The 13889-nt window shown below is 62.8% G+C and carries 10 protein-coding genes; 4 read left to right on the forward strand and 6 right to left on the reverse strand.

Annotation, left to right across the window (positions count from 1 at the left end):
• The first annotated feature begins 43 nt into the window (after positions 1–43).
• The 3 genes from ACNKU3_RS10630 to ACNKU3_RS10640 are packed head-to-tail and all read left to right on the forward strand — an operon-like array spanning position 44 to position 2327.
• Entirely contained in the window at positions 44–343 is a 300-nt protein-coding gene (locus ACNKU3_RS10630; RefSeq protein WP_418259443.1) for a hypothetical protein, read from the forward strand.
• Positions 344–355: 12 nt separating this feature from the next.
• A complete protein-coding gene (gene htpX, locus ACNKU3_RS10635) occupies positions 356–1240 on the forward strand; it encodes a protease HtpX (protein WP_418259444.1) in 885 nt (294 codons plus the stop codon).
• 10 nt (positions 1241–1250) lie between these two features.
• Entirely contained in the window at positions 1251–2327 is a 1077-nt protein-coding gene (locus ACNKU3_RS10640) for a S1C family serine protease (protein ID WP_418259445.1), read from the forward strand.
• Between the two features lie 28 nt (positions 2328–2355).
• Here the strand turns inward: ACNKU3_RS10640 and ACNKU3_RS10645 are convergent, their stop codons facing one another.
• Complete coding sequence (locus ACNKU3_RS10645) at positions 2356–4692, reverse strand: putative bifunctional diguanylate cyclase/phosphodiesterase (protein ID WP_418259446.1); 2337 nt, start codon at positions 4690–4692, stop codon at positions 2356–2358.
• 186 nt (positions 4693–4878) lie between these two features.
• On the opposite strand from ACNKU3_RS10645, the gene ACNKU3_RS10650 reads away from it, so the two are divergent.
• Positions 4879–5388: a hypothetical protein gene (locus ACNKU3_RS10650; protein ID WP_418259447.1), complete on the forward strand. Its 510-nt coding sequence runs from the start codon at positions 4879–4881 to the stop codon at positions 5386–5388.
• Positions 5389–5415: 27 nt separating this feature from the next.
• Here the strand turns inward: ACNKU3_RS10650 and ACNKU3_RS10655 are convergent, their stop codons facing one another.
• From ACNKU3_RS10655 to ACNKU3_RS10675, 5 genes are all read right to left on the reverse strand, one after another.
• Positions 5416–5748: a hypothetical protein gene (locus tag ACNKU3_RS10655; protein WP_418259448.1), complete on the reverse strand. Its 333-nt coding sequence runs from the start codon at positions 5746–5748 to the stop codon at positions 5416–5418.
• A 413-nt stretch (positions 5749–6161) separates the two neighbouring features.
• Positions 6162–6557 (reverse strand): hypothetical protein, encoded by a 396-nt coding sequence (locus tag ACNKU3_RS10660; RefSeq protein ID WP_418259449.1) that lies wholly within the window; start codon positions 6555–6557, stop codon positions 6162–6164.
• 31 nt (positions 6558–6588) lie between these two features.
• The gene (locus ACNKU3_RS10665; protein ID WP_418259450.1) at positions 6589–7035 is read right to left on the reverse strand and encodes a hypothetical protein; all 447 of its coding nucleotides are present in this window, start codon (positions 7033–7035) and stop codon (positions 6589–6591) included.
• A gap of 2 nt (positions 7036–7037) precedes the next feature.
• On the reverse strand, positions 7038–11450 hold the full coding sequence (locus ACNKU3_RS10670; RefSeq protein ID WP_418259451.1) for a hybrid sensor histidine kinase/response regulator: 4413 nt from the start codon (positions 11448–11450) through the stop codon (positions 7038–7040).
• Between the two features lie 25 nt (positions 11451–11475).
• On the reverse strand, positions 11476–13884 hold the full coding sequence (locus tag ACNKU3_RS10675; protein WP_418259452.1) for an Hpt domain-containing protein: 2409 nt from the start codon (positions 13882–13884) through the stop codon (positions 11476–11478).
• Positions 13885–13889: the final 5 nt, after the last annotated feature.

Below are 13889 nucleotides of genomic sequence, written 5' to 3' on the forward strand. Positions count from 1 at the left end.
CCCTATTTCGCCGCAGCGCGGCCCACGAGGAACTGTACGCACCATGAGCGATGTATATGTCATCCGCAATCAACACGGCCACTACTGGGGCAAGGCAAAGGAATGGGTGAGCGGCCAGGAGGCCAAAGCGGTACACCGCGCAAAGCACGAAGACGATGCCATCAACACCCTGTTCGAACTCTCCTCCAAGGACGTCGAGTTGCGCGGCAAGGTGGTCGCCGCCGAGCTGTCGGAAAGAGGCGAGCCGATTATCGAGTCCAGCCAGGTGCCCCTGCCCGGACTGGACGCTCCTGCGGAACCGGAGAGCGAGTCCGGGGTCGAAACCGCCGATCAATCCAACTGAGGCTCAAGCCCGATGCGCATCCTGTTATTCCTTGCCACCAACCTCGCGGTACTGGTACTCGCGGGCCTGGTGTTCAACCTGCTCGGCCTGGAGGGCATCCTCGCCGCCAACGGCGTGGACCTCAATCTCTCCTCCCTGCTGGTGTTCTGCGCCCTGTTTGGCTTCGGCGGCGCCTTTGTCTCGCTGTTCCTGTCGAAATGGATAGCCAAGCGCGGCACCGGCGCCTACGTAATCGAACAACCGCGCAACCGTACTGAACAGTGGCTGCTGCAGACCGTGGAGTCACTCTCTCGGGAGGCGGGCATCGGCATGCCGGAGGTGGCCATTTTCCCCTCCCAGGCCTCCAACGCCTTCGCCACGGGCTGGAATCGCAATGCCGCGCTGGTCGCCATCAGCGCGGGTATGCTCGAACGCTTCAGCGAAGATGAAATCCGCGCTGTCCTTGGCCACGAGATCGGCCACGTGGCGAATGGCGACATGGTGACCCTCACCCTGATCCAGGGCGTGGTGAACACCTTTGTCATGTTCCTCGCCCGCATCATCGGCCACACCGTGGACCGCGTGGTGTTCAAGACCGAGCGCGGTTACGGCATCGGCTATTACGTCGTCACCATCGTCGCCGAGCTGGTCCTCGGCTTCCTAGCCAGCATGCTGGTCTGCTGGTTCAGCCGGCGCAGGGAGTTTCGCGCCGACGAGGCCGGTGCTCGCCTCACCCGCCCCCAGCATATGATCGCCGCCCTCGACCGGCTGCGCCAGGAGCAGGCACTGCCCCAGGATCTGCCCGGCGAGCTGACTGCCTTTGGTATCAGCGAGCAGCTCAAGCAGGGGCTGTCCGCGCTGCTGCGCACCCACCCGCCGCTGGATGTCCGCATCCGCGCCCTGCAGCAGCTGGCCTGAGTAACGCGCAATGGGTGAGCGTTCACTACAACGCCGACTTCGTTGCTCCCTGCTGCTGGTTCTGCTGGGAGCACTTTTGCTGCCGCCGGCGGCAGGGGCGGTGGACTACCTGAGTTTCGCCACCGAGGACGAGGCCAACTCCACCGAGATCTTCAGCCGCGCCAGCCCTTCAGTGGTGTATGTCACCAACACGGCTCTGCGCCGGGTTCCGTTTACCCTCAACGTGCAGGAAATCCCCCGGGGCGCCGGCAGCGGTTTTATCTGGGATGACAGCGGCCTGGTGGTCACCAACTACCACGTGATCGCCGGCGCCGACCGGCTGATCGTTACCCTGGCGGACCGCAGCGACCACGATGCCCAGGTCATCGGTGTGGCGCCGGAAAAGGATCTCGCCGTCCTGAAGCTGCAGGACCCGCCGGAAGACCTGCAGCGCCTGCCGCTGGGGGATTCCTCGGAGCTGTCGGTCGGGCGCAAGGTGCTGGCCATCGGCAATCCCTTTGGCCTCGACACCACGCTGACCACCGGGGTCGTCAGCGCACTGGGACGGGAAATTCGCGCCCCCGGCGGGCGCACCATTCGCGGGGTCATCCAGACCGACGCCGCCATCAACCCCGGCAATTCGGGCGGCCCGCTACTCAATTCCCTCGGCCAGCTGGTCGGGGTCAACACAGCCATCTACAGTCCCTCCGGCGCCAGCGCCGGCATCGGCTTCGCCATCCCGGTGAACACGGTACAGGACGTGGTGCCCCAGCTGATTGCCTACGGCAAGGTGCTGCACCCGATCATCGGCGTGGAACTGGCGAGCGACAACTGGATCAAGCGCAACCGCATCGACGGCGTGCCCATCGTTCACGTCTATCCCGGCCTGCCCGCCGCGAATGCCGGCATGCAGGGCGCGCGCCAGGTATCGGCGCGCAAAATCGAACTCGGCGACGTCATTACCCACGTCGCCGGAGAGCGGGTTCACGATAGCGACGACTACTACTCCGCCCTGGAGCAGTTCAACCCGGGCGATACGGTGACCATAAAAACCCTGCGCGGGGATGAGGAAATCAGCTTCAAGGTGCGCCTGGTAGAATCGCAATAAGCGCCACGGTCGACGCTGGACGCGGCCCTCAGAACGAAGCCCCGGCGGACCCCACCGCAACCTCCTCGGCATCGAGTTTCTGCACGAAATCCGCGTAATGCCAGGGAGTCAGCAGGGCTTCCAGCTCTTCCGCGGGCACCGGCTTGCTGAACAGGTAGCCCTGGATGACATGTGCGCCGTTGCGGGTCAGGAAGAGGAACTGTTCGCGATCCTCCACCCCTTCCGCAACCGGCTTGAGTCCCAGGCTGCGCGCCAGGGCAATGATCCCCTTGACCAGGCTGGCGCCCTGGGGGCTGGCGACCGCATCGACAATAAAATTGCGGTCGATCTTCAGTTCGTCGAGGGGGAACTGGCTGAGGTAGCTCAGCGATGAATAGCCGGTACCAAAATCATCGATTGCGAGGCCGATCCCCATATCGCGCAACTCCCTGAGCGCCGCGATGGAGGTTGTCACGTCACTCATCAGCACGCCCTCGGTCACCTCCAGTTGCAGGGCTCCGGGGTTGATACCGGTTTCCTCCAGCACCTCCCGGATCATCTGCTGGAAATCCGGGGTGAACTGCAGGGCGGACACATTGACGGAAACCCGCGGCAACTTGATACCGCGGTCGGCGAAGGCCTTTACCTGGTGGCAGGCCCTGCGCACGACCATCTCGCCGATGTCGGTAATCAGCCCCATCTCCTCCGCCACCGGTATGAACATCTCCGGGGAAATCACCCCCAGGGTCTCGTCGGACCAGCGCACCAGCGCCTCCACACCGACCACCGAGCCGCTGTTGGTATCCACCTGCGGCTGGTAGTGCAGTTCCATGGCACCGCGCTCCACCGCCTTGCGCAACTCGTTTTCGAGGGTCAGGCGCTCGATACCGGTGTTCTCCATGGACTTGTCGTAGACCATGTAGTGATTGCGCCCGCGCCGCTTCGCCCGGTACATCGCGGTATCCGCGCAGCGCAGCAGGCCCTCGACGTCCTCGGCGTGCAGGGGCGCAACGGCGACGCCAACGCTACAGGTCACCACCAGTTCGTGGTTGTTGATCAGCAGCGGCCGCGAGAGCTCTTCCATCAGGCGCTCCGCCACCAACTTGGCCGACTCCAGGTCATCCACCTGGTTGAGCACGACGGTGAACTCGTCGCCGCCAATCCTCGAGACATCGATCTGCGCAGCCGGATCGACGTTATGGGCAACGATATCGCTGCTGCGGACGCAGCCGGTGAGCCGTTCGCCCACTTCGCGCAACAGCAGGTCGCCGGCGCTGTGCCCCAGCGAATCATTGATCCGCTTGAAATTGTCGAGGTCGAGGAACAACACCGCCAGCGACTGGTTGTTGCGCTGCATCAGCTTGAGCAACAGACCCAGCTGCTCGGTGAACAGGCGCCGGTTGGGCAGCGCGGTGAGGCCGTCGTAATAGGCGAGGTGATGCAGCCGGTTGCGGGCCCGGGTCACCTGCTGGACCGCGCGATTGAGTTCTTCATTGCGCTTGGACAACTGCGCATTGCGCTCCTCGACCTTCATGCTGAGCAGGTGATGGTCCGCGTCCATACGCTGCTTATAAGCACTCACACCGGTAATCACCCCGTTGAATATCTTGGCGATTTCCTGCACCTCGTCGCCGCCGCTGACCTTGACCGGTTCCTGCAGGCCACCGGACGCGATCCCGTCGGCAACCTCGGCCAGCAACGCTATCGGCGCGGTGATACGCCGGGTCAGCCACAGGCTCAGGCCCAGGGCTACGACAGCCACGCCCAGGCAGGCGAGGAACACCGCCAGCAGGCCCGGGAGGATTTCCAGTAACAGGGCGTGCTGGTTTACCGCGATCTGGATATAGCCGGTAACAAAACTGCTGTGATCGACGGCGCCGGACCGCGGCAGGAAGTCGCCGGCCTGCACCCCCCGGCTGACCGGGTTAACCGGCGAGGTCACCGGCAGTATGATCTGGATAAACCGGTCGCGACCGGCGATTGCGGAAAGCAGGCCGCTGCCGGTTTCCATCCCGTTGCGGTCCACGTTGACGATGCTGCGCTCGGTATCCGCGCTCTGTCCGCGCAGGCTGGAAAATGGCAGCAGACCGCCCGCCGCGGATTGCGGACGTACCAGCAGGCGATTGCGCTGGCTGTCGAAGAGCACGGAATAGCTGACAGCGGCCGCCGCATTCAGCCTGTCGAGCGTCGCGGCCAGCCCCTCGCGATCCTCGAACTGCAGGTACATGGGCAGTTCGCGGCTCTGCCGGACCTGGAAGACGAGTTGGTCGATCAGGCTGTCCCGGGCGACCCGGTAATCCCGAATGCCGGCCATGCCGCTGAGCAGCATGCTCATGCCGACAACCAGAACCACCACCAGTGTGTTTATCTTTCCTGCAATTGTCATAGCTGGCGTCCGGCCTTTCTGCGTTCACGCTCCGTCAACTGGAATTCAATCACAGAATACCGTGCGCAGGTCACGAAATCTCCACAATTGTCTGGTTTTCACTAGTGAAGACTCGGCTTGCTGTGCTTGAATTTCAGCAAGCAGAATTACAAACAGGCAGGGCACGCCAGGATGTCCGAATTTCAGATGACACACGTTGCACTGGTCGGTGCACGAATGGATGCGTTCACGGCGCTGGGTTACCACAGCCGCAGTGAACTGGCGTTGCGCCGTGCCCTGCCCAGGTACCCCGGCAAGCTTGCCGGCCTGAGTAAACCGGATCAACGCAAGTTATTGGCGAAAGACCTGCCTGTGTGGGTGCACAACGCGATCACCGACCCGGATTTCCCCGGGCGCGACCAACTGGTCATGCCGCTGCGGAGGTTTGAAGGTGAGTTGCGCGACAGTCGCGATAATGAAGTGATTGCAGCGGTGCTCAACGCCGGTTTTCGCAACCGCCCACTGGACCCGTTGAACCTGCCGGACAATATGCCACTGCGCCAGCGCTGCAGCATGTTGATGCATGTGGGACCCTGGCAGGAAGCCTATCGGCAACTGGAAGCGAAGCTGGTGGAAACCCTGCAGCAACGCCTGGATGAACTGGATCACTGGCTGGCGACTGCAGAGCCCGAGATAGACCCTGCTATCGCCGTCTGAATAGCGCCAGGAAAATACGCAACGGACTCAGTCCGCCGGACGGCGCTCGGCGCACTGGCCGCCGCTGACCATGCGCACGGTGCGCTGGCAGGTGTCCAGCCAGGGCAGCACCGTATCGGTTCTCAGGGCCCGCACAAAGCCACCCTCGCTGCGACAGGCAATGCTGGTCTTGTTGGGAGTCCAGTCACCCTCTTTCGGGCGCGGCTTGCGCTTGCTGTAGTACCAGATTCCCCGACGATCCTGCATCACGTAATTCGCTTCCGCGGGCAGGTAGATTTTTTTGCCCTCGATCACCGCGAATACTTCGATATCCCCACCGGGGTTTTCCCCGACAACCGCAGTTGGCGTAATCGTTAACATGACTGACTCCCCATATCCATTTTTCTGATCTTGTCGGCAGCAGCGGGTAATCCCTTATCCCTTCTTATCGCGCCCACTTCTCCGTCCCCTGGCCACTAATATCTGGCACTGGATTAGTTATATGCCGAGAAAGCCAATGCAGCAATGCCAAAAACGCCAAAATTTTGGTCGTTTTCACAAATATGGCAAATTTTGGTCAAATTTTTTCATTGAGGTCAGCACGCAAACTGGAATTTGGTTCACAGTTTGCCAATTTTTTGCATCCATTTTAAAAGGTTGGACAAAACCCGCGACAGAACTGTGCTGGGCTGCACACAAAACGGCCAACCGCGCGCCCCGACTGCGGGTGTTCGCGGGTTACCCGGGACTGGAAAGGAGGGCGTTTGGGGCCCCGGTTACCACACCGGGGCAGCCTAATTGCGGACGAGGTGAATGTGTGGCGGGGTATCCGGGTCAATTTCCAGCGGAACCAGCTCATCCGGCTTGCCCTGGGCGAGCAGTTCCGCGGCGTCCTCGACGGAAGTCATCAACATATGCAGCGAGATGGCGGCCCGGGACTGCGGGGTCGCAACGAGGTCATCCAGTGACAGGAGGTCTTTTTCGGCAATGAAGCCCAGCACTAACGCATTGGTCAGGTAGTCGCGAATAATCTGGCAACTGACCTGGTCCTGCAGGAACAGTTGGTAGGCCTCGTCGCCGAATACCCGGGTCAGGGTTTCAATATCGCCCGGCGACAGGGGATTGGCGGGAACCGGCGCAACCGACCCGAAAGCCGCTTCAATACGCTGTACGATGGTGTCGAGTTGCACGTGCACTCCCCGGTAGTGATTCAGTTCGCAGTCAGGCCGTAGCCCGTTCCGCAGTCCGGCAGGCAAAGGCCTGCAACGCCGGCAGGTCCGGCACCCCGTACAGCTCCCCGTCCAACTCAAAGGTCGCGAGGGCAAACTCGCTGCCATTGTCGGTCTCGACACAATCCGCAAAATCGATCCGGCGGACGCCGAGCCCTTCCCCGCGCAGTGCAACAGCCCAGTAGTCGGGTGACCGTTCGCGCAATCCGAGAAAGACTGCAACCAGGCCGGTCTGGCTCTTGGGATCGCGCCACTCCGCAGCGCCGGCTGACGCGAGATCCAGCACCGGCACCGACTGGCCGCGCCACTCGACCAGCGCCGGAACCCGGTTGTCCGCTGCCGGCACCGTCACCAGTTCTGCCAGGCAATTCTGTGGCACTGCCCAGCGCATGCCAGTGGCGACCGGCAACAAGACACACATCCGTTCAGTGGCCGGCATGTCTATTCCTGTTGCTCCAGTTCCAGTCGGTGCCCCGTGAGGTCATTGATCTGGCCGATCAGCATACGGAAATTGAAGGGCTTGCCCATGTAGCCATTGCAGCCTGCTTCCTCCGCCAGGGTGCGGTGCTTGATCCCCGTACGCGAGGTAATCATGATCACCGGCAAGTCACTGAAGCGCGGCGACTTGCGAATTTCGCGCAGGGCCTGAATACCGTCTTTCACCGGCATTTCAACGTCCATCAGGACGATGTCCGGCAGCCGCTCAGTAGTATTCAGCCAGTCGATGGCGACGGCGCCGTTTTCGGCGGTTGCTGTCTCCAGCCCCACGGTTTCCAGCTGGCTGGTGGCGACCATGCGCTGGGTACGTGAGTCATCCACCACCAGCGCCAGCAATTTCTCCTCGCGTGGCTGGTCGATGGCGATCACCGTGCCCTGCCCTTCGGCGACACTGCCGACCAGCACATTGAGGTCGAGTGCCACTACCGCTTCACCGTCGGCGGTGGTGGCGGCGCCGGCGACACCGGGAACGGCGGCGAACTGGGCGCCGAGGGTACGGATCACCAGTTCCAGCGCTTCTTCTACATCATCGACGGCAATCGCCATGCGCCGCTCCTCGCCGCCGGCAATCAGCACCGGGATGGTTCCCCGCCAGGCAGCCCGTTCCGGCAGGTTGCCGCACTTGCAGAGGGTGCCGAGGTAGGCGGGCTCACATTCCATGGCGGAAAGTCTCAGTGACACTCCCTGTTCCACGGCGTCAAAGAAGGCATCCACGGGCACCTCGTCGACTGCGATCAGGCCACCCAGGGGAATCGCGAAGTAGCTCTCCCCGGCCTTGACCAGCAACGCGCCATTAACCGCAACGTTGGTGGGTACCTTCAGGTGGAATGAGGTGCCCTTGCCAACTTCCGAGCTAATACGGATTTCACCGCCCATTTTCTGCAATTCGCTGGCGACGATATCCATGCCCACGCCACGGCCGGAAATCTGGCTGACCTCCGAGGCGGTGGAAAAGCCCTTGTGGAAAATCAGGTTCAGCGCCTCTTCGTCGGAAAGTGCATCGAGGTCACCTTCGACGCCCTTGCGACGCGCAGTTTCGCGGATTCGGGCCGGATCCATACCGCGCCCGTCGTCGGAGATCACGATGATCGAATCACCCCCGGATTTGCGCAGGTCCAGGGTAATCTGGCCAACGCTGGTCTTGCCGGCGGCCTGGCGTGTCGCCGCATCCTCTAGACCGTGGTCAAGGGCATTGCGCACCATGTGCTCGAGGATGGTCTGGCAGCGGGCGTAATCATCGCGGTCGAGGGTGCCCACTTCGTTGAGCACGCGGAAAGCCACTTCCTTGCCGAGGTCCGCGCTGACGGTGCGGACCAGGCGCCGCAGTCCCGGGGTCAGGCGCGACACTGGCACCACCCGCGCGGCGCGAATCGACGAACCGATCGACGAAATCACCGTGGCCTGCTGCTTGAGCAGCGCTTCAGACTGGCTGTTGTGCTTGCTGACCAGTTCGATCAGGTCGGCCAGGTCCTCAACCCCCTCGCGCAGGATATTCGCCGCCTCCTGGATTTCCGAATAGCGGTCCATTTCCAGGGCGTCGAGGTTCTCCGCCGACTGGCTGCCGCTGGAGGAAACATTGAACATCGCCCCGCTGGCAATATCGGCGATATGCGCGCGTACCGAGGTCAGGCGGGCCTGCAGCTCGGCGGTGGATCGCTTCGTCCGGCTGGCGCTCTGTGTGGTACGCACGCCGAGCTGTTGCGCCTGGTTGGTCAGGTTGAGCAGCAGGTCGAGCTTTTCCGAGGTAATTCGCACCGACTGCTGGGCGGCCAGCGCCCGCGCGCCCTCGTCGGCGAGCCGTTTGTCCTCTTCCCTGCGCCGCGCCTCCTCGGCACTTGGCGTCGGCAGCACGAACGCGGGCTCCGCCGGGAACCGATCCATGGGCTCTGCGGAGACCTCGGGGTCGCTTGCAGCGTTGGCGCTTTCCAGTTCTGGCGCGCTGTCCCCGGTGTGCGACCCTGGCGGAGCACCGGGCAGTTCATGCTCCACGTCTCGACGCTGTTCCTGCACAAAATCGATGCCGCGAATCGCGGCGTCGAGCCAGGCACCGACAATCCGGAAATACTCAGCGGAGGCCCCCTCCTCCGGACCCGGCAACTCCTCCAGCAGGGTCTCAAAGTTGTGGATCAGGGTGCCGTAAAAATGCAGGCCGACGCCCTTGGCGATACCCTTGACTGTGTGCAGAACGCGACCGACTTCCCGCTGGTGTTCCGCATTGGCCGGGTCGGACTCCCAGGCACTGATCGCATTCTCGAGTTTCTCCAGTTCGGTGGAGCCTTCCTCGATGAATGCGTCGAGAAATTCGGTAAAAATTTCACCGCCGCTGGGACTGCTGCAGGAAAAGCTGATGTCTGCGGGAATGCACCACGACCAATCCTCAGCCGACGCCGGCTCCCGGTTTTCAGCCACGGCGGGTTCAATCTCGTCGATCGAGAAAGCGTCCCCAGCGCCGATCCCCGGCAGCTCCTCGAACACGGGGGCGAAGGGGTCGGGATTGCCAAGCCCGTCGAAAATCGCATCGATTTCCTCGCTCCCCAGCTCCCACTCGGGTTCTCCGCTGGCATCCGCGAAGGCTCCCTCCAGCAAACTGTCGTTATCCAGCAGATCTTCCTCGAAGACCCGCGATTCGACCAGCCGCAGGCCACCCGGCACGGGCCGTGCCGCTTCCGCTGCCTGCCCCCCGTCTGTGACCAGGGCGTCCGTGAGCCCGTGCAGCGACTCCGCCATTTCCACTTCATCCTGCGCGCCCTCGGTCGGCAGGTCTTCGTGGAAAATTCGGTTGCACAGCCCACCGGACTGCTGGTCGCTCAAACGCAGGTAAATCGCCTCGACCTGTTGGGCATCGAGGTCCAACAATGCTTCCGGCATGACCGAGCAGACCTCTGCCACAGTGGCATAGCCCTCGCTACGGGCGGCAGCCATTTCCCCGGGGGTCCCGGCGATCGAAACCTCGGCCAGTACGGAATCGGCGGGACGTCCCATGGCCACCAACCGGGCAGACAGGGCGGTTTCCAGTTCGGTCATCAGTCCCGCCACCCGCGGCATCACCACGCTGTGCAGCGACGGTTCTTCCACCAGCTCGCGAAAATCCTCGTGGTAATCCCCGGGATCGGCCGCGCTGACCGGGGAATCGACCGTCGAAAAATCGATTTCCTCGATCTCCGGTGCGTGCTGCCCGGCTTCGCTGGCGCCCAGGAAATCCTCAAAACGGCCAACGCTGGCAACCGGCTCCGGCAGCTCAAACAACCCTGCCGGCAGGTCGGGTTCCCCAATAGCGGAGGCTTCTGCGGTGGCTTCCATCTCCGCGGCCAGCGCGGCGAGGTCGAGACCATCGAAATCAGCGGAATCCGTCGGGCTGTCATCCGCGGCAAGTGGCAATTCAGTCTCGGCCTCTGTGGACTGCAGAGGCTGCTCCGGCGCGAGGTCCGCCGCAGCGGCCTCGAAGCCATCCGCAGTCAGCTCAAGTCCCAGGTCTTCATCCAGTTCATCCGCTGCGACCGGCACGGCAGGTTCGTACGCTTCATCTTCCTGCGTTTCGGTGAGCTCGAGTTCAATCGGTTCGTCCCGGGTAAACTCCAGCGGCTCGAGTCCACTGTTCAACACCGACGTTTCGTCCAGCTCCAGGCCTTCGCCAGTTTCCCCGGCTACACTCTCAGCGAATGCTTCCCCGGCAATAAATCCGCTGTTGCCTTCCGGGACAGCTGTTGCTACCGCCAGCGGAATCTCTACTGCACTCGCGGTCAACGTGAATTCTATTGGCTCGTCCGCGGCCGCAACCGTGGGCGCAAGCTCAGCGGGTCCGCCCTGTACCTGCCCACCCAACGGCTCGGCCGGCGCTGCATCGGAGCCCGCCTGGCGCTTGACCCGCTTGACCACCAGGTACTGCTCGCCAATATCGTCTTCTTCCTCCAGCCCGAGAATGTCGCTACCTTCCTCTACATCCAGCAGGCCCTCTTCCATCTCCTCGAAACCGCGGGAAAACTCTACCGCCATGAGGGCTTCAACTTCGGCATCACTGAAGGCATCGAGGTCGCCATTGCCACCGCTGGCGCTGCTGCCCTCCTCGCCGAGTACGATCTCCTCGCCGACATAGGAAGACAGGTCGTCGGCATCGGCGCGGCCGCGAATCATGGGTCGCGCAGCGACTGCAGCCTCCTGTGCACTCAGGGAAAAGTCTGCCGCACCGGCACCGGCGACAATGAACACCCTTTCCTCGGGTTCATCCCGGTTCAGTTCCAGCAACCATTGCATGGTCGCTTCATGGGACTGTTCCTCAACGCCGGGAGTGGCGTAGCCGGAATCGCTGACGGCGCCGCTTTCCTGATCGTCGCTGGATGACTCTTTATTGGTCTGCACAATAGTTCTCCATGCGGAATGCTATTCAGCGCCCCAGTTCATCGGAAATTGCGCCGCCGGCGGAACCCTGGGAGCTCTCGTCAACCTGCGGCATACCGTCCGCGAGATCCCCGCCGGCACCCTCCGCCATGCGGAAGCAACGGTCTGTGAGTTCACGCACCCGGGTCACATCGAAGGCCGTCGCATCCTTGTAGGAGGCGATCAGGGCCGGCAGCGCGTCCACCACGTCCTGCAGCAGGTGCACCAGGGTATTGCCCGGATCGAGATCGCCATCGAGCACCCGGTCGAGCATATCCTGCGCCGCCCAGCCCAGCTCGCCGAGAATGTTCGCGCCCACTGCGCGCCCGTTGCCCTTGAAGGTGTGGAAGTGGCGACGGATCTCCCGCAGGGAAGCGCTGTCGCCGGTATTGGCAGCCCATTCCGGGGCGAGGCGGGTAATCTCCGCGACGATCTCTTCGGATTCCTCGAAGAACACCTCGCGAAACTCCACGGGTACTTCGGCATCCTCGACATAATTGCGCGGCTCGGACCAGTTGCCCTGGGCCACCTCCGCGCCGCTGGAGAGGCCTTTCGCCCGGTCCTCCAGCTCGGTCACCCGCTGCTCGGCAATCGCCAGCATGTGGGTGGTATCTTCCAGCGGATCGCTGATCGAGCGCTGCAGGTGCAGTTCCAGCTGGGCGAAGGCCTCGGCGAAGCAGCGGAAGGCGTCATCCTCGCGCACTTCGCCGGCCTTGCTGGCAGCGGCCAGCCAGCTGTGCAGCCGTTCGATGATCTGGCTCTCGCGCTCCATGCCAGCAAAACTCAGGGCGCCGGCGATTTCCGTCAGCAGGCCAAGCGACAGATCGATGGCCTTGCGGTCGGCAATGGTTTCCTGCTCGTTGAGGAAGTCCTTGGCCAGGTCGAACAGCAGGTCCAGGTCCGGATCACCGGCGTCTGCGTCGCGAACCGCCTTACGCAGCGCCTCGTAACCCTGGTCGGTCTTGTTGAGGTAGCGGTTGAGCGCAACCGTCAGGCGCAGCGTCGACTCCAGGTCATTGGGCTTGCGCGCCAGTGCACTGGCCAGCGACTTGCGGCGCAGGATCTGGTGCATGTAGTTCTCAACCAGCGCCATGTGGTTGAAGGTCGCGGTAACCACGCTCTCCCTCAACTCGAATTCACGGCTGGAAAAGGAGCTGGAAAGCCCGTGCTCGAGCTTGTGCTCGATATCCAGTTTCACATCGACAATGCCGCGAATAATGTCGTTGATCGCCTGGCCCTGCTGGTCCGGCGAATCCTTGTAGCCACCGGTGTAAACACGCTCGAGGCGGCCCTGGACCGTGTGCAGGGAATCCGCATGGGCGAACTGGCCCGCGGCTTCGAGTCGGCAGGTCGCGGCTTCAATGGCATCCAGCGACTTGCGGTTGACTTCCGCGCCGCCGCTGCGGGCGATTTCCTTGAGGTCCTGGGAGTTCAGTACTTCGACGGCGCTGTTCAGCTGTTCCAGTGCGGCGCTCAGCGCGGTCACCAGTGCATCCGTATGGATGAGGCCCCGGTTGGCTTCTTCCAGCGTGTTGTCGCTGATCGAGAAGGCCTCGCGAATCCGCGCGATATGCAGGGGCCGGGCCTTGCACGACGCGATATAGAACAGCATCTGCTGCTGCAGGGCGTCGTAGTCGACACCCGGGTCAACCACCGCCCCGTTTTCGCGGGCGTACTTGATCATGAAGGCGCCGGTCTTGAAGATCTGGGCGATACATTCGTCCGGCACGATAAGGCCACCGGCTACTCCCTCGCAGATACCGATCAGCGTCATCCAGTAGCGTTCGGGCAGTGTACCGGCCGACAGGTTCTGCATCCGCCGGGCCACGCGGGCCACGGTTTTCATGCTCTCGCCGACCTTCTTGCGGCGCAGGGCCAGTTTTACCATCTCGAGATACAGGGCCAGCATCACGTTGGCCTTGGTGCGCACCTCGTCATCCGGGGCAGGTGAAGCACCCTTGCTGATACCGGCTCCCTCGGGGATTTCCATGTTGAAAAAATAGGCGCGGGGACGGGGGCGCTCTCCCACCCAGCGGCGCAGGTCGTTGACATGCTGCTCCAGGCCCTGGCCGGTATCCGCACGGGCGTTCTGGGCATGGGCGAAATAGGCCGGCAGGACTTTCAGCGCCTGCATCAGGCCGCCCATGGTCAGTTTGCGGCGCTCGCCTTCCACCATGTCCTTGTACAGGCAATTCAGGCTGCGTTCCATTTCCAGGGTCAGCATTTCGCCCTTGCGCATGCCCAGGGCACGCAGGGTGGAAGTGATCTGGTGAACCGCCCACATACACTGGAGCAGTGGCCGCTTCTGTGTCGGGTCGTTACTGTATTCCACCAGCGACGCCTCGGCGTTTTCGGCCTGCTTGTTCATCAGGCCGACCACCCACTTGAGCGCTACGATGTCGGTTTTGCTCGCCACTGCAT

The sequence above is a fragment of the Haliea sp. E17 genome, from assembly GCF_048323675.1.
GTDB lineage: Bacteria > Pseudomonadota > Gammaproteobacteria > Pseudomonadales > Halieaceae > Mangrovimicrobium.

Coding starts and splice junctions, on each gene's coding strand:
- htpX (WP_418259444.1), top strand. CDS start 356: ATGCGCATCCTGTTATTCCTTGCCACCAACCTCGCGGTACTGGTACTC.
- ACNKU3_RS10665 (WP_418259450.1), bottom strand. CDS start 7,035: ATGCCGGCCACTGAACGGATGTGTGTCTTGTTGCCGGTCGCCACTGGC.
- ACNKU3_RS10640 (WP_418259445.1), top strand. CDS start 1,251: ATGGGTGAGCGTTCACTACAACGCCGACTTCGTTGCTCCCTGCTGCTG.
- ACNKU3_RS10630 (WP_418259443.1), top strand. CDS start 44: ATGAGCGATGTATATGTCATCCGCAATCAACACGGCCACTACTGGGGC.
- ACNKU3_RS10655 (WP_418259448.1), bottom strand. CDS start 5,748: ATGTTAACGATTACGCCAACTGCGGTTGTCGGGGAAAACCCCGGTGGG.
- ACNKU3_RS10650 (WP_418259447.1), top strand. CDS start 4,879: ATGACACACGTTGCACTGGTCGGTGCACGAATGGATGCGTTCACGGCG.
- ACNKU3_RS10645 (WP_418259446.1), bottom strand. CDS start 4,692: ATGACAATTGCAGGAAAGATAAACACACTGGTGGTGGTTCTGGTTGTC.